Source organism: Neokomagataea anthophila, assembly GCF_018122595.1.
Lineage (GTDB): Bacteria > Pseudomonadota > Alphaproteobacteria > Acetobacterales > Acetobacteraceae > Gluconobacter > Gluconobacter anthophilus.
The window spans coordinates 177,837-198,097 of record NZ_JAGRQH010000001.1 but is presented as its reverse complement, the minus strand read 5'-3'; the positions used below and the strand labels follow the sequence as shown (position 1 = coordinate 198,097).

At 53.0% G+C, this 20,261-nt stretch carries 17 protein-coding genes; 8 read left to right on the top strand and 9 right to left on the bottom strand.

Annotated features, from left to right (window positions below; genetic code table 11):
• Positions 1-41 precede the first annotated feature (41 nt).
• Positions 42-1,442, top strand: a complete 1,401-nt coding sequence (locus KB213_RS00885) for a DUF2142 domain-containing protein (RefSeq protein ID WP_211680010.1) — start codon at positions 42-44, stop codon at positions 1,440-1,442.
• A gap of 329 nt (positions 1,443-1,771) precedes the next feature.
• On the opposite strand, the gene KB213_RS00880 is transcribed toward KB213_RS00885, so the two are convergent.
• Genes KB213_RS00880 through purM form a run of 3 tightly spaced genes read right to left on the bottom strand, consistent with a single transcriptional unit; the run spans position 1,772 to position 4,889 of the window.
• On the bottom strand, positions 1,772-3,202 hold the full coding sequence (locus KB213_RS00880) for a hypothetical protein (protein WP_211680007.1): 1,431 nt from the start codon (positions 3,200-3,202) through the stop codon (positions 1,772-1,774).
• Between the two features lie 26 nt (positions 3,203-3,228).
• Complete coding sequence (purN, locus tag KB213_RS00875) at positions 3,229-3,807, bottom strand: phosphoribosylglycinamide formyltransferase (RefSeq protein WP_211680005.1); 579 nt, start codon at positions 3,805-3,807, stop codon at positions 3,229-3,231.
• Entirely contained in the window at positions 3,807-4,889 is a 1,083-nt protein-coding gene (gene purM, locus KB213_RS00870; RefSeq protein WP_211680002.1) for a phosphoribosylformylglycinamidine cyclo-ligase, read from the bottom strand. Before purM ends, purN begins: the two co-directional genes overlap by 1 nt.
• 161 nt (positions 4,890-5,050) lie before the next feature.
• Between purM and KB213_RS00865 the strand changes: the two genes are divergently transcribed.
• From KB213_RS00865 to KB213_RS00855, 3 genes are all read left to right on the top strand, one after another.
• Complete coding sequence (locus tag KB213_RS00865; protein WP_211679999.1) at positions 5,051-5,752, top strand: chromosomal replication initiator DnaA; 702 nt, start codon at positions 5,051-5,053, stop codon at positions 5,750-5,752.
• A gap of 128 nt (positions 5,753-5,880) precedes the next feature.
• The gene (locus KB213_RS00860; protein ID WP_211679996.1) at positions 5,881-8,196 is read left to right on the top strand and encodes an RNA degradosome polyphosphate kinase; all 2,316 of its coding nucleotides are present in this window, start codon (positions 5,881-5,883) and stop codon (positions 8,194-8,196) included.
• 19 nt (positions 8,197-8,215) lie between these two features.
• Positions 8,216-9,694 carry a Ppx/GppA family phosphatase gene (locus KB213_RS00855; protein ID WP_211679993.1) on the top strand — a complete coding sequence of 493 codons (1,479 nt, stop codon included), beginning with the start codon at positions 8,216-8,218 and terminating at the stop codon, positions 9,692-9,694.
• A gap of 85 nt (positions 9,695-9,779) precedes the next feature.
• Here the strand turns inward: KB213_RS00855 and KB213_RS00850 are convergent, their stop codons facing one another.
• From KB213_RS00850 to KB213_RS00840, 3 genes are read right to left on the bottom strand one after another with little or no spacing between them, the layout of a single operon-like run.
• On the bottom strand, positions 9,780-10,784 hold the full coding sequence (locus tag KB213_RS00850; RefSeq protein ID WP_346266641.1) for a peptidylprolyl isomerase: 1,005 nt from the start codon (positions 10,782-10,784) through the stop codon (positions 9,780-9,782).
• A gap of 23 nt (positions 10,785-10,807) precedes the next feature.
• Positions 10,808-11,530 carry an NADPH-dependent F420 reductase gene (locus KB213_RS00845; RefSeq protein ID WP_211679991.1) on the bottom strand — a complete coding sequence of 241 codons (723 nt, stop codon included), beginning with the start codon at positions 11,528-11,530 and terminating at the stop codon, positions 10,808-10,810.
• A 6-nt stretch (positions 11,531-11,536) separates the two neighbouring features.
• Entirely contained in the window at positions 11,537-12,130 is a 594-nt protein-coding gene (locus tag KB213_RS00840) for a cupin (protein WP_211679989.1), read from the bottom strand.
• A gap of 177 nt (positions 12,131-12,307) precedes the next feature.
• Between KB213_RS00840 and KB213_RS00835 the strand changes: the two genes are divergently transcribed.
• The gene (locus KB213_RS00835) at positions 12,308-13,030 is read left to right on the top strand and encodes an AzlC family ABC transporter permease (protein ID WP_211679986.1); all 723 of its coding nucleotides are present in this window, start codon (positions 12,308-12,310) and stop codon (positions 13,028-13,030) included.
• Positions 13,027-13,326: an AzlD family protein gene (locus KB213_RS00830; RefSeq protein ID WP_211679983.1), complete on the top strand. Its 300-nt coding sequence runs from the start codon at positions 13,027-13,029 to the stop codon at positions 13,324-13,326. The genes KB213_RS00835 and KB213_RS00830 overlap by 4 nt, the downstream gene beginning before the upstream one ends.
• Positions 13,327-13,456: 130 nt before the next feature.
• Here the strand turns inward: KB213_RS00830 and KB213_RS00825 are convergent, their stop codons facing one another.
• Positions 13,457-16,198, bottom strand: a complete 2,742-nt coding sequence (locus KB213_RS00825) for a DUF4175 family protein (protein ID WP_211679981.1) — start codon at positions 16,196-16,198, stop codon at positions 13,457-13,459.
• A gap of 9 nt (positions 16,199-16,207) precedes the next feature.
• Positions 16,208-17,554: a diaminopimelate decarboxylase gene (gene lysA / locus KB213_RS00820; protein WP_249110109.1), complete on the bottom strand. Its 1,347-nt coding sequence runs from the start codon at positions 17,552-17,554 to the stop codon at positions 16,208-16,210.
• 192 nt (positions 17,555-17,746) lie between these two features.
• Between lysA and KB213_RS00815 the strand changes: the two genes are divergently transcribed.
• Both KB213_RS00815 and KB213_RS00810 read left to right on the top strand, forming a co-directional pair.
• The gene (locus KB213_RS00815) at positions 17,747-18,142 is read left to right on the top strand and encodes a cytidine deaminase (protein WP_211679978.1); all 396 of its coding nucleotides are present in this window, start codon (positions 17,747-17,749) and stop codon (positions 18,140-18,142) included.
• Between the two features lie 48 nt (positions 18,143-18,190).
• Entirely contained in the window at positions 18,191-19,618 is a 1,428-nt protein-coding gene (locus KB213_RS00810) for a glycosyltransferase family 2 protein (RefSeq protein WP_211679975.1), read from the top strand.
• Positions 19,619-19,691: 73 nt separating this feature from the next.
• Here the strand turns inward: KB213_RS00810 and infC are convergent, their stop codons facing one another.
• A complete protein-coding gene (infC, locus tag KB213_RS00805; protein WP_068167764.1) occupies positions 19,692-20,213 on the bottom strand; it encodes a translation initiation factor IF-3 in 522 nt (173 codons plus the stop codon).
• Between the last annotated feature and the right edge of the window lie 48 nt (positions 20,214-20,261).

The following is a 20,261-nucleotide window of genomic DNA, read 5'->3' as shown; positions in this document are numbered from 1 at the left end:
CTCGGCTGGTTTCGGCCAGCTGAGGACTGTATGGAGGCAATATGTACCGTAGGTTTTTGGCTGCGGTCTTGTCTGATGAGGCCGCCTATGGGCGGTTTTTTGCGTTTTTATGGGCGTTGATCATCGGGCTAGTGCTGGTTGGAATGGTGTTTTTAACGCCGCCGATTCAGGTTCCTGATGAAGAACATCATTTTCTTCGAGCGGCACAAATTGGCGAAGGCCATATTGTAGGGGACCGTTTAAGCCCGTGGAGCAGTGGTGGTGTATTGCCACAGGGCGCGGCGCATTTCGCCTATCGTTTTAATGATCTCTTTTTCCATTATGATCACAAGGTAACGGTAACGCAGATTTTGGCTGCGCGAGAGGATCATTGGGACACGCCGCGTGAGCAGGCTAGTTTTCCGAATACTGTTATTTATGCGCCGTTTTTTTATATCCCGCAGGCCTTAGGTATTGATCTGGGCCGTGTGACGCACCGCTCTGTGTTGGTGTCGTTTTACATGGGGCGTTTGGCGTCTGTTCTTGGTTGTGTGGCCTTAGCCGCTTTGGCGCTGGTTGTGACGCGACGTGGACGCGTTTTGATGGCGCTTGTACTCTCTCTCCCGATGACGCTGTCACTTTATGCGTCTTGCTCACAAGACGGACTGTTCATTGCAAGTTGTGCGCTGTGTGTGGCGCTATTGACCCATATACGGGGGCCTTTGGCGGAGCGGCCTTGGTATTGGGCTGTGCTAGCCGTGCTTTTGGGCGCGCTTTTAGCGTCGAAACCGCCTTATGTGATGATGGCGTTTCTGTCGTTATTGTCTGCGGTGCGTGAGCATCGTCTCCGTGCGGTGTGTGTTGCTGTGATTGCTCTGGCTGTGATGGGGCTGTGGAGCGTTTATGGCATGCACCCGGTGGATATTACGACGGGCGGCAGTGGTGCGGTGAATGGGAAACGTCAGGCTCTAAGGTTATTTCATCACCCGTGGGTAGCGGTGGTGTTGGTGATCCGAACCATTCAGGCCTTTGGTGCAGGCCTTTATCAGCAATATGTTGGCGTTTTGGGGTGGTTAGACGCCCCGGTTGTCACGTGGTTTAGCCGTATCGTTGAAATCGCTGCTCTTTACGGTTTGATTTCGGCTGTGCTGCAAGCTCGGTTTCGGCGGGGTGTGGCAGCATGGGGACAACGCCTGAGCGTATTGGCGATTATTGGTGCCACGTTCTGCGGTGTGAGCCTCGCGCTTTATATGATTTGGACGCCGGTGGGGCAGTCTCTGATTTTAGGGCTCCAAGGGCGCTATTATTTGGGTTTGTCGTTGTTTTTCGTGCTGCTCTTGCCGGAAGTGCCGCGTCATTGGGGTGTGCGGATGTGGCGCAGTGGTGATGCTATGGTGATGCTTGCCATGCTCTGTGGGTCAGCTCTTGCAACGTATGAGACGTTGGTTCTGCGTTACTGGTAGTTGCGTTTTGATGGAGGGAGATGAGGTTTATCTCTGATCGTCTTCATCGGAGAGTATGTTTTTAAAGGAGTTCTTTTTGGCTGCGCGCGCTATACCTGCCCGTGCAAAGAACAAGCGTTGTTGGCGGTTAGGTTTTTTTGATTCGTTTATTTTGCGGTTAAATCTGATGTGCATCATCGTCAACAATAACGAAGACCCTTCTTAAACGAGGGCTGAATCCTGCAAATATATAAATACGCGCCATGCTGTGTGTGGGCAGTGACTAGCGGTAAGGCAGGGGCCTATTCAGTATGAAGGTATATTTTCACTCTTGCTTTAACATCGTAATTTTAATGTGTGCGTGTGGGGATGCTCACGGGGCGTGGCGGTAGAACGATGAGTTGTGTTTTGTTGAAGAACTTCATCATGGATTGCACGTCCCAACCTGTTCCGCCTGCTAAGTAATGTCCTGGCTCCCATGGCCAGTAATAAAATAGTGGCGAGTTTGTGCCTTGTGACATGGTCATTATAGGGCTGGCAGAGAGTCCAGACTGCCATGTGGCGGCGCGCGCTTGGGCTTCAAGTGGGCGGGAGCGTAGGAAAAGAGCCATATCAGCGTAGCGCCATCGCGCGGTATCTAAAGTGAATATGATCAGGCAGGCATAGGCGATCAGTTGGAGTGTGTGCTGTGTGCGGTGTAGGGGAGGCAGTGTGCGGGCGGCATACCCTCCGGCCAGCATGGCGAGTAAAAGGCTGACATCTAGGCGTAGGGTTTCATGGCGCTGGCAGCAGAGGAAGCCAAACTCGTAATAAGCACTGGCAATGATCAGCGCGTTGCAGGCGAGAAAAGAGAGGCTGAGGATCGTCAGGCTGTGTAAAGACGGGCGGATATTGGTAGCGCGTAGTGCTGTGAAGCAACTGAATGCGATGAGTATTTTTAGGATTATGCCGTGCAGAGCCGTGCCGCTGCCACGCTCGCCGGTGCTTATGTCCATTGGGTCGAGGATGGCGAGGTTCTGCACAAAAGGAATGAGACTGCTGCGGATACTTTGAAGGATGGCGCCCTGTGTAGGGGTATTGTGCGGGTGTGGAAGACCTATACGTCCGGCGAATAGACGCCATAGAACAAAGAGGCATAAAGCTGTGGGGACACAGAGTATTTGAAGGGATTTCCTCTTCTGGTGAGAGCGTATCAAGGCAAAGAGGGCTGTGAAGCAAAGATAAGCGCCGGACAAGAAAAACCCAGCTTCGCTAGAGACAGCCGCAACGCTAAGGCATAGGGCCGTGAGCCACGGGCGTTCTGTGTGCGTGAGGGTGTTTAAAGTAAGGCAGAACGCTGTCGCTAAGACTGGCAGGTGAGCGGCTGTTGCCATAGGCCAGAACATGAGATCCGCGATAGGGTGGCCTAAGAAAACAAGGATACTGCTCAACGCGACAAGAAAGAGGCGTGTACTCTGTGGAATGGTACGACACAGGAGCGTTGGTAGGAAAGCGAGTGTGGCGCAGAGTGTCCATATCGTGCTGAGCATAGGCCCAATGAGGGGGGCGTGTATCCGGGCGACGCACAGGCCATAGAGGGCAATGATCACTTCAGAAAGTGGACGTGGGCTCCAAAAAAGGAGGCGATGCCAGAAGAAGCTTCTGCCGGTATGGGCTTGATTATAGAAATAATCATACTCGTCGCCCTGCCAGAGTGCATAGGGCAGGGCGGAAGCATGAAGCGTGATGACCGTACCGGCCAAGATGAGGCAGAGACCTAGGGTAAGGCGTGCTGCAAGCATAGACGGTGTCGGCTTTCTAAGAGTTTTTACGCTAAAAACGTTTTGAGGACGTTTGGATATAGTGTGTGTTCTTGCTCAAGTACGCGGGCGGCTAGGCTGTCTGGCGTATCACTTTTGAGCACGGGCACGCGTGCTTGGCCGAGGATGGGGCCTTCATCTACGCCAGCGGTAACAAGGTGAACGGTGCATCCATGCTCGGCTTCGCCTTCGGCAATGGCGCGCTCATGGGTGTGTAGTCCTGGAAATTTTGGCAGCAGAGAAGGGTGGATATTGAGCATTTTCCCCTCCCAAGCGGTCACCAAAAAGGGCGTTAGGACGCGCATATAACCAGCAAGGCAGATGACGTGGATGCCTGCTTTTTGAAGCGCGTCGTGGACAACGCGTTCATGTGCTTCGCGATCTTTCCCAAACAGTTTGTGATCAATCGCAAGGGTTTCGAGGCCAGCATCAGCCGCGACTTGCAACCCCGGAGCATCCGGGCGGTTGCTGAGGACGAGAGCAATACGGGCTGGAAAATCGGGGCGAGCACACGCATCAATCAGGGCGCGCATGTTACTGCCGCGCCCGCTGATCAAGATTGCAATGGGGGTTTTACTGGTGGTCATTAGTCGAAGGAGACCGGTGCTGTGAGGCTGTATTCGGTTTCGCTTTCGACAATTTTGCCCATGACGAAGCCTGTTTCGCCGCGTTCTTCCAGCTTGGCGAGGACCTTCTCAGGTTCTGGCGTGACGAGAACCATGCCGACGCCACAGTTAAAGACGCGGAGCATTTCGTCCGTAGCGACCTTGCCGGTTTGTGCCAGCCACTGGAAGACAGGTGGGATGGCCCATGCGCTGCCATTGACCTCTACGCCCAGACCTTTTGGTAAGACGCGCGGCAGGTTGCCTGGCAGGCCACCGCCTGTGATATGGGCGCAACCATGCAGAAGGTTTGCAGCATGTAGGTCCAGAACCGTGCGGACATAGAGCTTGGTTGGCGTAAGAAGCGCTTCAGCCAAGGTCTTTCCTTCAGCGAAGGGTGCGGGTGCATCCCATGCGAGGCCAGACATGCGTACCACTTCGCGGACTAATGAGAAGCCGTTGGAGTGTACGCCAGATGAGGGCAGACCGATTAGCGTATCACCTGCGCAGATACCTGCGGGCAGAAGCGCATCACGCTCCGCCGCACCGACGCTGAACCCGGCGAGGTCATAATGGCCGGGAGCATACATGCCCGGCATTTCTGCCGTTTCACCGCCGACGAGGGCACAGCCTGATTCGGAGCAGGCACGGGCAATGCCACGAACGACGGTTGCTGCATCAGGAACCGCCAGCTTTCCTGTTGCCAGATAATCAAGGAAGAAGAGCGGCGTAGCCCCTTGGACGACGAGGTCATTGACGCACATTGCGACGAGATCTACGCCGACATCGGCATGCTGGCCTGTTTCAATGGCGACCATGAGTTTGGTGCCAACGCCGTCAGTGCAGCTGACGAGAACGGGATCTTTAAAACCAGCGGCTTTCAGGTCGAACAGAGCGCCAAAACCACCCAAGCCCCCCATTGTGCCGGGGCGGTTCGTTGCTTTTGCATCAGCCTTGATTTCGTCAACAAAAGCATCACCAGCAGCGATGTCCACCCCAGCCTGAGCGTAGCTGGCTCCTTGTGTGGTGGTGTGTTCAGGCGAGTTTGGGGTGGACTGGTCGGTCATGAAAGCACTCCGAGGGTCAAGAACGTGGGGCCCTTCTAGCATTGCTTTGCGGCGGTGTAACGCGCAACACGCATGAGGATATTACACTTCCGGCAAAATGGGTGCTAAGACCATCAAATGATGGTGCAATTGCAACAATCCTGCGGGACCGAGGAACAAGAGTGAGCAGGTCTGGACGGGCAGATGGGAGGGGCGAGCAGTTAGCGTTCTCGCTGGCGCGGCATAGCGCATTAACGGCAGAGCGGTTTATCCCGGCACCTTCCAATGTTGCAGCGCGTGCGTGGTTGGCGCGCCCTAAATGGCCAGATGGCCGGTTATGGCTCTGGGGTGCACCCGGTACTGGAAAAACGCATTTATTGACGATGTGGGCTGCCCAACATTCGGCGACGATTTTGAATGCCCGTGATTTTATCGCGGAAGCGAAAAACGAGCGGGTGCGTGTGGCTGGGCACGTTGCTATTGATAATGCTGACCAAGCGGGTGATGAAGCCACATTATTACATCTTCTGAATGATGCTTTGGCTTTTGGTGATCGTGTGTTGATGGTGGGGCGTTTGCCGCCTTCACGAACGGTGTGTGTGTTGCCTGATTTGGCAAGCCGTTTGCGCGCGACCGCGACAACGGCGACCTCTGAGCCGGAAGATGAATTGCGGGCCCGTCTTCTGCTGTCGCTTTTGGCGGGGCGGCAGCTTGTTGTGTCGCAGCAAGTGACAGATTGGTTATGGCGGCATTTGCCTCGGACGGGAGACGCGCTGGTTGAAGCGGTACAACGTTTGGATGACGCCGCATTGGCAAAAGGTACACCGATTACGCGCGCATTGGCGCTGTCTGTGCTGCCGGACCTCCTGCAACCCGATGAGTAAAAATTTAAGGGGTTGATGCTTGGAGAGTGGGGAATATTGTGTGACACGAAACCTACGTTTGACAACATCGGCATATATTGAGCAGCTTTTGCAGCGCCGTTCCTCCAGGTCCCGGGAAAGATTTTAACGTGACGACAGATGATAAAAAGCCCGCTCCGCGCCGTACGCGTAGTCGTACAACGTCAACGAGCACTAAGCCTGCAACGACACCCCGTACGCGCGGGGCATCAACGCGGACGACCCGGAGGCGGACCAGCCCTAAGACTGTACAGGATTATGCTGCAATGCGGACGTCTCCAGAACGCTTTTTGAACCGTGAAGTGTCATGGTTGGACTTTAACCAACGCGTGATTGAGGAGGCGGAGAGCCTCAAGAACCCTCTGCTTGAGCGGGTACGATTTCTGTCAATCAGTGCAAGCAATCTGGATGAGTTCTACTCCGTACGTGTTGCGGGTTTGGTAGGACAAGTCCGTGAAGGCATGGTGGTACGCAGCCCTGATGGTCTGGCACCGGCTCAGCAACTAGCCGCGATTCGGAAAAAAGCCCGCTTCCTGATGGAAGAGCAGCAACGGGTTTGGGGTATTCTGGAAGCGGAGTTGAAAGAAACGGGGATTAGCATCCTCTCTCCGGACACGTTGGATGAAGCGGATTATGCGCAGCTTTCAACGATTTTTGACGAGCGGGTTTTCCCTGTTCTGACGCCTTTGGCTGTTGATCCTTCGCATCCTTTGCCGTTTATCCCGAATATGGGTCTCGCCTTGGTTCTTCGTCTGAAAGATGAAACCACTGGTGGGCCCGTGATGGATGGTTTGGTGCTCCTGCCGACGCAATTGCCGCGTCTGGTGCGTCTGCCTGCTCGACTTGACGAGGAAGGGAAAGCGACGAGCGAAATCCGCTTTATCCTTCTGGAAGATTTGATCCGTCTGTTCGCTAGCCGTTTGTTCCCAGGTTTGATCATTGGGGAAGCTGGCGTGTTGCGGATTATCCGCGATACGGATGTTGAGTTCGAAGATGAAGCCGAAGATTTGGTCCGCTCGTATGAGACGGCTCTGAAGCAGCGCCGTCGTGGTGTAGGCATCCATCTGGCGTTGGACCGCCGCCTGCCGGAAGATCTGGGCCGCGAATTGGGTGAAGAGCTCGGCGTTGGCGATGAAGATGTGATGGTGCTGCCCGGTTTTGTCGGGGTGGTTGATCTGAAGCAATTGATTGTGGATGACCGCTCAGACTTGGTGTTCCCATCCTATACGCCGCGTTTCCCTGAGCGGATTTTGGATTATGATGGAGATTGCTTCGCGGCCATTCGTGCGAAAGATATAGTCGTTCATCACCCGTTTGAGAGCTTTGATGTGGTGGTGCAGTTCCTGCGTCAGGCTGCGCGGGACCCGAATGTTCTGTCCATTAAGCAAACATTATATCGTACGTCTCGTGACAGTCCAATTGTGCAGGCCCTGATTGAGGCTGCGGAATCTGGTAAGTCCGTCACAGCAATGGTGGAATTGCGGGCGCGTTTTGATGAAGAAGCCAATATCCGCTTGTCCCGTGCGTTGGAAGCCGCAGGGGTACAGGTTGTCTTCGGGTTCACGCATCTGAAAACGCATGCCAAGTTGAGCTTGGTGGTCCGTCGGGAAGGTAATAACCTGCGCTCCTACGCGCATTTTGGTACGGGTAATTACCACCCGATTACCGCTCGGATTTACACGGACCTTTCCTTCTTTACGTGTGATCGTACCTTGGCATCTGACTCGGCACGCTTGTTCAATTACATGACGGGCTACGCAACGCCGGAGAAGATGGATGCGTTGGCTTTCTCTCCGATGACGACACGTTCAACCTTGGAAGCGTTGATTCGTGAAGAAATCGAGCATGCGAAAGCGGGGCGTCCGGCCAAAATCTGGCTGAAGATGAACAGCCTTGTTGATGCTGAGTTGATTGATATTTTGTATGAAGCATCTCAGGCTGGCGTGAAGGTTGTTGGTGTTATCCGTGGCATTTGCTGCTTGCGACCAGGTGTGCCGGGTCTATCGGAAAACATTGAGATCAAGTCCATTGTGGGCCGTTTTCTTGAGCATTCTCGTATTTATGCGTTCGGTAATGGCCATCGTATGCCGTCGCATCAGGCTAAGGTTTATATCTCATCTGCGGATTGGATGGTGCGTAACATGGATTGGCGCGTAGAAACGCTGGTGCCCATTACGAACACAACCGTTCATGCGCAGATTTTGGGTCAGATTATGACGGTTAATCTGAAAGACACGCTGCAAAGCTGGACACTGTCGAAAGATGGGAGTTGGCATCGTGTCGCGCCAGGGAGTAAGCCTTTCTCGGCACATGACTATTTTATGCATAACCCTTCACTGTCTGGGCGTGGTTCTGCCGCACGGGAAAAGGCTTTGCCAGAAAGCCGTTTGCCGCGTGAACGACAAGACCGTGTTCTCGAAGATTGAACTGTAAAGACTGACGATAATGCCTCCTTTCACTCAGCGTTCAGCAATTGTTGACCTCGGTTCGAACTCGGTTCGTCTTGTTGTTTTTGAGGGCGTGGTGCGCAACCCGCTGCCTATTTTCAACGAGAAAGTTACGCTTAAGCTTGGTCGCGGACTGGACGCGAGTGGCCGTCTTAATGAAGAGGGCGTCGCTCTTGCGATGGACGTTCTTGGACGGTTCCATACTGTGGCGCGGGCCATGGGTGCGGAACCGTTTGAGGTTGTCGCAACGGCGGCTGTGCGTGATGCGAGCAATGGTCCGGACTTTGTTTCGGCCATTCGTGCGCGTATGCCGGGTGTGACTATTCGGGTTCTCGAAGGCACTGAGGAGGCAGATTATGCTGCCCGTGGTGTGCTGTGTTCGCTACCAACGGCCAATGGCTTGGTAGCGGATATTGGCGGTGGTTCTTTGGAACTCATCCATGTGGCAGATAGTCAGTATCATGAAGCGGTGACGACAAAGCTCGGCGTTATTCGGTTGCAGGACCGGGCGCAGGGTAGTGTGGAGCGTGCGCGTGAAATTGCGGATGAAATGCTCGCGGAAGTGAATTGGTTGCCCGGGATGACGGGGCGGCCTCTTTATCTGGTAGGTGGGGCTTTCCGTGCTTTGGCGCGTTTGCAGATAGCGCGTACGCGTTATCCTCTAAGCCTCGTGCATCTTTTTACCATGTCTGAAGGTGAATGCCGGGAGATGGTGGATTGGGTTGTGGATGCGCCACGGCGTACGCTTGAAAAATTACCGAATACGCCGCGTAAACGTTTAGCAGATGCGCCGTTTGCTGCGACTGTTTTGCGGAGCCTGATGGAGCGTGTGCGCCCATCTAAGGTTGTATTCAGCATCGATGGCCTGCGTGAAGGCTGGTATATGAAGCACGTGGCATCATCGGTTGCGGGTGATGACCCAATGACGGCTCTGGCTGATGAAATGGCAGGGCGTTTGGCGCGGAATCCAGCATTGTCTCAGGAGCTGGTGGGATGGACAGCACCGCTCTTCCCGGGGGAGACACCGGCGCAGAAACGTTTACGGACCTTGGCATGTACGCTGTCAGATATTGGGTCGTATGATCATCCAGAGTATCGCGCTGAGCAAACCTACCAGCGCGTGATGCACTGTTATGGTGTTGGGTTTGAGCATAGTGCGCGGGCATTTATTGGTCTTACCCTAGCGGTGCGTTATGAAGCGGCAACAGATTCTACTTTGATTGAACCGTCGCGTTATTTGCTCTCGCGTACGGAAATAGAGCGCGCGACCCGTTTGGGGCAGGTATTACGTCTTGCTTATGCGTTATGTGCAGGGACGACGATCTTACTGGAAGAATGCCGTATTCTGGTTGAAGAAGAGACGCTTGTGCTTATCCTCGGCGCACGGTCAGTGCGGGCAGCAGGCAGCAATGTTCGGCGTCGATTAGAGCGGCTGGCTCATATTATGGGTTTGAACGCAGAAATGCGCGAAGAGTAAGAGGTTGATTACTCTCATGCCATTTATTGAAATGGCATGAGTTCGGGTGGTGTTTAAAAAACGGCTTTTTTGTGGCGATCTCGTTTTATGGCGTGGCGATTTCTCGTGATGGAATGGGCACGTTACATAAAGCGACTCCATGTGCTGCATGGACAAAAAACGCCTCTGTCCGTGCGGCACGTGCTGCGAGATAGTGATCGAAAGCAGCGCTGTCGGTGCGCATGACTTGTATGCGTGGGCGTTTTTCTGGTGGTAAATCTACGACGAGCTTTATGTTTTTGATCGGCATGTTTTGGTTGGGCTTTGTATAAAAGCCTAAAGGGCCCGTCCCTCGTGGTAGTGCATTTAAATTTTCCATTCCTGTGAGGACGCGCCCAACCACGGCGAGGTTGCGGTCAAGTTGGCGTGGGGCTTCACCGTTGATAACATAGAGTTCGCGTCCGTCACCTGTATCGGGTGGCATGCCTCGTGCTACGCCGATGGTACCGTAACATTGGGCGGGCCAAGCGTGTGTTCCGTCCGTTCCGATGGCCCATTCGGAGGCAAAGCCTGCTTGTGGGGCGTAGGGGTCTGGTGTCGTGAGAGGATGAAATGAGAGGCCCGTGAGGGGGCGGTCATATTCTGCTGCGGGCTGTGTAACAAAGTGCTGGGGTGGAGGTGTCTGTTCGTTATGGACGCGCCATTGCACAACATAATTTTCTTGTACGCGGATGATAGCGCCTGCGTCCCATGCGTGGGCTCGTGTCAGTTCAAGAATATTGGCAACATGTGTGGGGGCAAAATCAGGCGCAAGGGCAATGAGGACGTGCCGACCATTCCCCATGGTCATGAGCAAGAGTTGCTCCGGCGGGATTGTTCGCCATGCGCTTTGTGGAGCATGGGCAATGATATCCGTAGGGCTTTCCGCTGCCGCATGGGCGACAACGCTTGAAAGCAGGAAGGCTGTGAGGGTGGAGAGTACGCGCATGATGATGACAGTGCATGATTTTGCAGCATGCGAATAGAGGTTACGCGTTGTCTTGTTGGTTCTGAGAAAGAGGCGGGGTGCGTTTATTATGATGTGCCGTAAGCTGCTGAGTGGCTCGCTCACGGCACTACGATGCGGTGCTGCTTTTAAAGACCCAATGCGCGTTTTAGGCCGTTGACGTCGTCTTTGACTTCAAAGCCAGGATGACCGGATTGGAAGAGTGTTGCGGAGGCAAGGCCACCAGTGAGGACAGGGTCAAAACCCATCTCGGTTGCAAGGTTTTGGACGGTTTTGACGGCGTTTAGAGAGTCTCCAGCGATGGGGACCGCTAGCCGTGGCGGGGAACGAAAGGCTTCAGAACGTAAAACAGCCATATCAATGGAATTAAATGCACGTATTAAAACTGCGCCGGGGAAATAGCTTTGGCTTAGCACACCAATCCCTTTTTCATTTGCTTGTTCGGCAAGGCTTCCATCGCGGAACCAATAAGCGTTTGTTGCATCAATGAGGGTTTTACCGTGCAGGAGTGGGCTTAGCTTTTGGCCGACGGATGGCATGGCTTTATACGGTACAGCAAGAATAACAACGTCACCAAAATTGGCGGCGTCGTTGGGAGTTCCGGCGGAAGCGAGTGAACCGAGTTCTGCCGCAGCGGATTGTGCCTCTTGGACATTGCGGGCGGAGAGCATGATGGGATGTCCTGCTTTGATCAGTAGGCCACCAAGAGTTTGAGCGACGTCACCAGCGCCAATGATGCCAATTTTCAGCGGATGGGCTGCTGCTTGAGCGTGTACTGGCAGTGTGGCGGCGGCAGCACTCATTACAGCACCGAGGAGAGTGTTGCGTAGGACGGTACGACGTTTCAGCATGGTCATTCACCCATAATGCCAGTCATGTGGAACAGGGCCGTCCTGTCCACACACTGGGTCTGTGGTGGGAAAAGAAAGTTTAGTGAGGCGTTGTAATTGTGCATCGCTTGGGGCTTTGCGGACAATGTCAAAGCTCTGGTCAGGTGGATATGCACCGACAACACCGAACTGATTATCGGCGGAGATTTTCATATGGCCTGTGCCTGCCGGGAGCAGCAGAATGTCTCCTGCATGGACGTCCATTTTCCGGGCGGATGGGCCGCCGATCATGAGTTGTGCTGAGCCACTATAAATGCCCAAAACCTCATGGCCTTCTGTGTGGTAATGGTGAAAAGGATAAACGCCATTGCGCCATTGAGGGGGCCAGCCATTGGTTTGAAATAGCTCTTCAAATGTACTGGCGGGGTCGGGGGCATTGGTGCTGAGAGCGTTGCGGTACACGATGACTGGGAGTTTTTGGTTGTTGGGAACCCAGCCATTCGTTGTGAGGAGAAAACTCTCCGTACTGACGGGAGTGCCTTGCGCAATAGCGCGCGCTACATGCCCACTGAGAGAGAGCCCAAGTCCTGCAAGGATGGCGTTAAAGAGACGTCGATGCATGCCATTCTCCTTGTATCTGGCGCTCTCATTATGGAGAGAAAAATGGAACAAAGTACGGGGTAAGGGTGTGCACCCTCTCACGAGAGCTATGTGGCCTCTATTAAAAAAAAAGGTAAGAATTTCGAGGTGGTGTGCGTTTTGGTTGCTGAAAGGTCCGGAGGCGATATACACACGCGCATGTCTGATACTGTCGCACCACGTTCGGCCCTAGATGGGGGCTTTTGGCCGGAATTTCTAAGGGGTATGCGTACCTCAATTCCGGTGATGATTGGGTTTATCCCCTTTGGTCTTTTGTTGGGACGGCAAGCGGTCCAGCAAGGAGTGAGTGTGTTTAGTGTACCGCTCATGACAGGGTTGAATTACGGGGGTGGTTCAGAGTTCGCAGCGGTGAATTTATGGGCGAATCCTTTACCTGTAGCGCTGATTATTGGTGTGACCTTATTGATTAATTGCCGCCATGTGTTGATGGGGGCGGCTTTGGCGCCGTGGTTGAAAGAGGTTCCCCGGCGTAAGGCGCTTTTGTGGTTGTTTTTGATGTGTGATGAGACATGGGCCTTGTCGTTGTCAGACACGCAAAAACGCCAAAAATTCAGTGCTGGATATTATTTCGGCTTGGGGTGGTGCCTGTATGCTACGTGGCTTCTGAGTACGTTTCTCGGAGCTTATTTGGGGGCGAAGATCGGGGACTTAACGCGCTATGGGTTTGATATGGCGTTCCCGGCGGTTTTTCTCGTGATTTTGCGTGGCATGTGGAAAGACCATCGTATGTCCATACCGTGGATTGTGAGCCTGTTGGTGGGGGTTGTGGTGTATCGGCTGTATCCGGGGGCGTGGTGTGTGCCTGCGGGAACTGTGGCAGGCGCTCTGACCGCAGCATGTATTGTGCGGAGGGTCGGATGATTCATTGGGATTCGGCTCTGACCATTATTGGTATGGGCATTACAACTTATCTGACGCGTATTGGTGGTTATCTTCTGCTGGGAGGCAAGCGTCTGTCCCCGCGTGCAACGGCGATGATGGATATTATCCCCGGCTGTGTGTTGATTTCTGTCTTGGCGCCGAGCTTTGCTTCTGGCCGGCCGACGGATTTAGCGGGTTTGGCTATTACGGTTTTCGCGGCAACGCGCTGGGCACTTTTGCCGACGATGGCAATTGGCATTGTGAGCACGGGAGTTTTACGGGCGGTGTTTCCGTAGGCTGGCGTTAGGTTCAGGCTCCATTGATTAGATGGCGGAAAGTTAATGAAGCCTGAGCCGAGGCTTCATTAAAATACATGAGGCGGCATATAACTCCGCTTAAGCCTTAGAATAGAGCTATCTAGACGCACTAAAAGGATTTTAGGAGGCGCTGCAGGTAATCGAGTTCGCTTTGGGGGCGGGTGCGGTCTGCTGCGCGGCGGCGTAGTTCGCGCTCAATGTCTCGGGCACGGTCACGGGTGTTTTGGTCTGGGATATGGGCATCACTATCCTGCCCGTTATGACCTTCGCCCATGTCACGGCCGAGGGGGTCTTGGTCTTTATCCGCTGGTGTGCCGCCCTTCCCATTATGTGAAGGAGATCCGCTGTTGGAATCGTCATCATCATCGTTGTCATCATCTGATGGGCTGTTTTGGTCGCCATTTTGTGATTGGGAAGCACCATGATTACTTGAGGACTGGCCGTGGCTTTGGCCCGCAGGGGGAATGAAGCTAAGGCTACCCTGGCCTTGGCCTGAAGATGATTTTTGGTTCTTCTGCATTTGTTGGTTGGCCTGTTTGAGGTCATCCAACACTTTTTGTTCAGCGATGGCGGCTTCAGGATCGTGTCGCTCGGCGAGGGCGTGGCGAGCGGCCATCATATCAGTTTTAGCTTTATCGAATGCGTCGACCTTTTTACCCGTATTGCTCTGGGTACGTTGTGCAATGACGGTATCGAGCTGTGTGAGAGCGCGTTGCAGGGCATGATCGTCACGGCGTTGTGGTGCTTGTTCACGCACGGTCGTTTCATCCAGTGGTGCCTGTGGTGTGGGCTGGGCTGGCGTATGAGTTGGTGCGGATTGCATTCCCAATTGTTTGAGCAAATCATCGGTCGACATTTGGCTGACATCGGGCTGAGCATCATCATCCATAGGTTGCGCTGCCTTGCGCGCGGCTGAGAGCCGAAGTTGTGCGTGGTCGAGCAGTTCTGTTTCTCGGCGGATGAGGTCACGTAAGGCGGAGCGCTCCATGCGGGCTTCTTCTTGTGCCTGCATGGAATGGGCGAGGGCTTGCATGTCTTGCGGACCCGCTTGGCGCATATGCTCCGCCATGTCCTCCATGTCTTGTAAGGTTTGGAGTGCGCTTTCGGTTTGGCCTTGTGTCGCTTGGGAGCGTAGCTGCTCTATCGGTCCGGAGAACGGATCATGTTCGTTCGCGCCAGAGCTGGGCATGATGATGCCGCTTTGGGCGGCATGTTGGAAGAGGAGTGCCAAGCGGTGGGTGAGTGCTTGTTTTAAAGTTTCCGTCAGGTCGTGGAGTGTTTGTTGCTCTGTCAGGCTAGCCATGTCGCTGTCGTGCTTAGCCATGTCTTCGATATGTTGGCGTACGGCTGTTTCGGCAGCGCGTACAGCGGCTGCGGCATCTGCCGTGGCAGGGTCCGTGGTTTTAAGATCTTCGAGATACAGGGCAAAATCCCACAAAGCCTCGGTGATGGGGGCGAGGTTTGCAGGGGCAGTGTCCGTTGGCACGCGTGCTGCGAGGAGTGCCAGCGTGCTGAGGAGCGGTCGGGCTTTGGTTGCGTCGGTCAGCAATAGAAGTTCTTGTGCAGCGTCTTGTGGGGTTTCTTGCTGTAAAAGGAGGCGCACACGAAGGGCTGTGATGGCGCGGGCGAGCGGGTCTGTGAAGTGACGTGAGCCAAGGTGGAAATGCAGCGTCTCACTCTGGCCAGTTTTGCCAGAGACGCTGACGGCATGCAGTGTACCGACAACATCCGTCCCGGCGAGGGGATCATCGGAGAGGTCAGGCTGGGCAATGCCTTTGGCAGATAAGGGATGGCGGTTTAGCGGGATATGAACGTGGCGGATTGGGCCATGTCCGTTCGGAGCGCTGATCGTCGCCTCAAGTGATTTTACGCCATAAGGTTGCTCCACGCTCCACGGTAGAGCGGTGCGCCATGAGGGCGTATTGGATGCGGGGTCATGAAAAGGGCCGGGCTTGCCGTTCCAGAGCACTTTGGGCGCTGGGTTGGGAGCGATGGTGATAGGCCAAGTGCTGATGGTACGCCCTCTAACGGTGAGGCGTAAGAGGTGGGTTGTTGTCAGGGATGCTTGGAGACGCCAGCTATGCGCATCCAGTTTTTGCAGACTGGTGAGAGGCGCGCCATGTATGTGTGGTGTGCCTTCTGCATGACTTACAACAGCCGTGAGGGTTGACCCTTCCGCCAGAGAGGTTGAGGGGGCCTGGTCGGTTGTTAGGAAGAGCGGCGCGCCGGGTGCATAAGTGGGCAGATCAATCCATGCTTGTAGTGTAGGTAAAGGTGCATCGGCATCATCTTGCCCCGGTATCCATCCCGCCCAGAGGCGTGATGGAGCATGAGTGCCGGATGCGGCCAGACTGAGGAGCAAGAGGCTGGCTAGGCCGAGAACGCCCCACTTGGTGCGTGGGTGTGGTGTGAGTACAGGCCAGCCGCTGCGGAGTGGGCCGATACGTGCGACGGTACGCTGGACGTGTTGTGTCCAGAGGGTTTCTTCTGCGGCTGAGTGGTGTGTGCTAGCTGGGCTATCTTGTAGCGTCAGGAGGGGTTGATGCGAGAGAGCAGAGGCCTGCTCAATACGGCGATCAATCTCTTCCGGTGTTGCTCGTGGGATGTGCCGTAGGCCGCGCCATATTAACCTGAGGGCTACGCCGATAATGGTGAGTTCGAGGAGTGTATGCAGCCCGTCTGGAAGGGATTGTGGAAGGCGCAATAAGCACGCAAGCGTGTAAGCGCAGAGCAGTATAGTTGGGTATGCTAGATGTGGAAACGCGCGCTCCACCCAAACTACGCGTGCTGTATGGCGGCGTACTGTGTTGAGGCGATGCAGAGATGATGTGGTGGGCGCGGTTTCAGGCATGAGGAGGTGTTAGAGCCAGTCTGGAAGGGTTTCAGCGGCGATCAGTTCTTCCAGTGTCTGTCGCTTGCGTGTGGGAGCCCAACGGCCATTATCGACCATCGCCTGAGCGGCAAAGGGGCGTGAATTATAGGTGGAGCTCATCACTGATCCATAGGCACCGGCGTCAAGGAAAGCCAGCATGTCGCCGCGTTTCAGGTTCGCGGGGAGAGGGCGGTTCCGTGCAAAGACATCGCTGCTTTCACAAACGGGACCAACCACATGCCAAGGCTTGAGAGGGCTATGTGTGGCTGTCGGAGAGATAGGCAAAATACCGTGCCATGAATCATACATGGAGGGGCGGGCCAGGTCATTCATGCCACCATCGACAATGAGGAAGTCAGGCGTTCCGCGCTCGGGGTTTCCCGCTTTTGTTTCGATAATGGTGGTGACGAAGAGACCGGTGGGAGCGGCTAGCCACCGCCCAGGTTCAAGGCCTAAAGCGACGTCGAGGTCGCCTAAGGTTTCGGCAATAACGCCGGCGAGCATATCAGGAGCTGGTGCGATTTCATCACGGTAAGAAATGCCCAAGCCACCGCCGCAATCAACTGTTTCAACAGGGTGACCTTGGCCGCGTAGTGTGCGGACCATATCGGCAAGGCGCTGATAGCCTTTACGGAACGGCTCCGCTGCGAGCATTTGGCTGCCGAGATGAACGGCCAGGCCGATAACGCGCAAGGATGAGAAGCCTTGTGCTTCGGCGTAAAGTGCGAGGGCTTGATCATAGGCGATGCCGAATTTGTCATCAGCTCGGCCAGTGGTGATTTTGTCGTGTGTTTGGGCGTCTACGTCTGGGTTGACGCGTAGGGTTACGCGCATGCGGAAGTTATCACGATTGGGCATTGCGTCTGCTAATGCCGCAAGGCGGTAGAGTTCTTCAGCGCTTTCAACATTGATTTGGCCGATTCGTGCGGTGATAGCTGCACGCAACTCATCATCACTTTTACCAACGCCTGAGAAGACGATGGCTTCTGGTGCAATTCCAGCCGTGAGGGCGCGTGTCATTTCACCGCCACTGACGATATCGACCCCATATCCGCAGTCTTTCAAAATACGCAATGTGGCCTGATGGTCTTGAGCTTTCATGGCAAAATGAAAGCTCATGGGTAGTTTTCGTGCGGTAAATGCAGCTTTGAGGTCTGCGGCGCGGCGTCGCAGTGTGCCTGCACCTGTGATCCAGCAAGGCGTGCCGATAGTTTGCGCAATTTGGTGCACGGGAACATCTTCAAACAACAAGCCGTCACGCGCATCCATGCGTAGGGAAGGGCGGCTTGCCAGAAGAGCATCAGGGGTGGGGTCGGTATAAGGGAAGCTTGTCATGACTGTGCTAGGGTATCGCACAGTGAGGAGGCTTCCAAGCCATCACTTGGGGAATTGGTAGGGTGAGATGCTTTCGGGAGGCAATAGAAGTGTTGAAAATTTTATTCTTCCTATTGTGACTGGGCCGTGAAATAGCGCATACATTTTTTGTATATGTAGCGTTTGTGCTATTAAATGAAGGCTGTTTTTATAATGAGTGTATTACCGTTATTGATACAGGAAGCGATAAAAGCGCGCGCCAAGGCCTATGCACCATATTCTCGTTTTTCTGTCGGGTCAGCCTTGTCGTGTGACGGACTTATTTACAGCGGGTGTAATGTCGAAAATGCAGCTTATCCACTGGGTAGCTGCGCGGAAGCTGGTGCTATTTCTGCGATGATTATGGCGGGCATGCGTAAAATTGATGAGGTTGTGGTTGTCGGGGGGGATCTGCCGTGCACACCATGTGGCGGATGTCGACAGAAATTAAGAGAGTTTGCAAATCCTGATTTGAAAATTTACATGGTGAGTGCCCAAGGAGATGTTTTGTTGGTACGCACGTTGGAACAGCTTTTGCCAGATTCATTTGGACCAGATCATTTGGTATAGTAGGTATTATTTTCTGTTTTTGTGATCTTTTTCTAAAAGGTAAGAACTGTGTCTGACGATTATTATAAAGAAATTTCTTCTTATAGTTTAATGCCAGATATGGTGGCACAGAACTCCGGTATTTGGCCGGAACCTAAATACAAAGTATCCTTGGTTGCCTGTGCGCGGTGGGAAACGCGTTATATAAGTGAATGGCTCTCTTATCACAGGTCTATAGGAATAGACCATGTTTATTTATATTGTAATGATGATGATCCTATAGATTTTTATACACAAATAATGCCATTTTTGGAGGGTGAAAATCCCTTTGTAACATTTACACACTACCCTAAAAAGGGTTTACAATTTCAAATGTATTTTCATTTTAATAGAAAATACATGCCAGAGACAGAATGGTTTATGTTTTTGGATATAGATGAATTTTTTTGTATTCGTTCTTTTGAGGGGATTAATTCGTTTTTGAAAATGTTCCCAGAAGATATGGATGCGCTGTATATTAATTGGTGTAGTTTTGGGCATAACGGTCATAAAACACGTCCTGAAGGAAGTGTTTTATTAAATTATACGCGCCGCGAAGAAGGCGTTACACCTTTTACTAAGTTGATTGTTAAGTCAAAATCATTTCCGTATAAAGAGTTATTTTGGAGTTCTTGTCATGCTATTCAGCATGATTGTAGTGGATTAAAAAAAATGAACATTTATAATGTTTTGGGTGAAAATATAGAAAAATATTATGAGTCTTTTCCTGAAAGTGCATGGTCGTTCCTGCATCAAGATAATCGGCGCCAAACGCTATTGGCGAAAGCTTTCATAGCGCATTACAATATTAAATCAGATGAAGATTTTGATTTGCGTGTACGTAGGGGGTTGGCGGGGGATTATGCAGCTGAAAAAATGTGGGGGGAGAAGACTGAAGAAGAACGAGCAATTCATCATAAGTATACAAATGCTGTAGAAGACTTGTGCTTGCATGATTATTGGAAAAATTATTTGACGCAAAAAGCGTGGAGCACGTCGCCCTTTCCTCCAACGCGTTGGCCTCTGATTTCTCCAAATTGCTTGGTGACGCAAAGCTCCACTGTTCATGATTGTACGGTGGAAGAGGATGCGGCTCAACTCATCAATCAGGCTCCAAATGGACGTTCTCAAGCCCATACGGATAAAGAAGACAGGCCTTGGTGGAAAATTGACTTTGGTGAAGTGAAGAATATTCATGAAATTCGTTTGTTTAATCGTATGGATGGTGTCTTTGAGCGGATGAAGAACTTTGCATTTTTATCTTTGAAAGATGAGAATACTTCCGATGAATTCTTTGTTCGTACGTCTGATGAGGTTTTCGGGGGAATGGATGGAAAGCCTTTTATTTGGGTTTCGGAAGATGGTGTATTGATGCGCCATTTACGTATTGAGCTACGTGGTGAAGCAAATTATTTTAACCTTGATCAGGTTGAGGTCTATGGCACGGATGTAGACTGAGAGATGATGCCGATAAAAAAGCCCCGTGCTGCGATTTGCGGCACGGGGCTTTTTTAGAACGCTATTGTGGTGATTAGCGTGGAGCCATCACCATCAGCATTTGCCGGTTTTCAAGGCGCGGCATTTGCTCAATCTTAGCTTTTTCTTCGACTTCGATGCGGATACGCTCCATCATCTTGATGCCGAGTTCTTGGTGAGCCATTTCACGGCCTTTAAAGCGCAGTGAAACCTTTACCTTGTCACCAGCATCCAAGAAGGAGTGAATAGCTTTGAGCTTCGTTTGGAAATCATGCTCGCCCGTACCGGGGCGGACCTTAACTTCCTTGATCTCAATAACTTTTTGCTTCTTGCGTGCTTCGTTCTTCTTTTTCTGCTGTTCGTATTTGAACTTGCCGTAGTCAAGAATTTTGACCACTGGCGGTACAGCAGTTGGGCTAATTTCAAGAAGGTCGAGACCTGATGAGAACGCGCGCGTCAGAGCGTCGCGCGTCGACATGATCCCTTGCATTTCCCCCTCCTCATCGATGAGGCGGACTTGAGGTACGCGGATCTCTTCGTTTACACGCGGTCCTTCACGCGTGGGCGCACTCTGCATCGGCGGTCTAGCTATGGTCAGCTCCTGTCGTCAGTTTCATCTTATGTA